The sequence below is a fragment of the Halobacillus litoralis genome (genome assembly GCF_009856355.1).
Lineage (GTDB): Bacteria > Bacillota > Bacilli > Bacillales > Halobacillaceae > Halobacillus > Halobacillus litoralis_B.
Genome location: NZ_WMEW01000035.1, coordinates 1 through 768, shown reverse-complemented (window position 1 = coordinate 768; position 768 = coordinate 1). Strand labels below are relative to the sequence as shown.

The 768-nt window shown below is 41.0% G+C and carries 1 protein-coding gene; it reads right to left on the bottom strand.

What is annotated here, in order from left to right:
• Positions 1 to 122: 122 nt before the first annotated feature.
• A partial coding sequence (locus GLV97_RS20400; RefSeq protein ID WP_237418666.1) for an HNH endonuclease occupies positions 123 to 768 on the bottom strand: 646 nt, incomplete at its 5' end.

Genomic DNA, 768 nt, shown 5'->3' with positions numbered 1-768 from the left:
GTTAGCAATAGGTAAGCGTTTGAAGTTATCTCCAGCTTTTCCCCTGCTCCACACCGAACGTGCTAGTTTCCCAGCATTCGGCGCTCCATCTAAAGGTATGTACTACATTATAAGTTCCTTTGTTACTCTTCGAGACTGGATGCAACGATCCCTTCCACCCCACATACCTTTCGGTATTGATTGATTTTATCTAAGATCAATCGATTCTGTGGTAACTTTTCAAGATAAACCTTTATCTTCTCTATATCTTTCATATGGATAAGTCGGTGAATATCCTTATGAAGAATACGGAGATTTTGAAATTGATCAGAGCCTCCCTGGTTCCTGGGCACGTAATGGTGACAGTGAACGTCTGATGCATGGAGGTACTCACCTGTAATTTCGCATTTCCCCATCTTCATACTATAGCGACTAATACGATTATCCAGATATTCAATACTTCTTTTCGGTAGAGAAGCCCTCATTAAATGTCCAATTTCTTTCTGGATATCCGGGCGGAGACTTTTGTGTATTTGTTCTCTGCCTTTCTTCGTGTAAAGCGAAAGCTTTGAACTGAAGTTCATCGCATTGGATGTTTTCACATTGCCAATGGGAAATAGATACGTACCATTGATATAAATCGTTTTCGTTCCTGAACTAAAGGTTCTCTTATAAAAAGGCGGTGGCTGAAAAGGATGTTTTAGCGTTCCTACCGGTCGAAGGCGGTTCACTAAAAATGGTCTAAGATCGTAAGCAAGACGTGAGAACACAAGATTTACATGGGTCGCT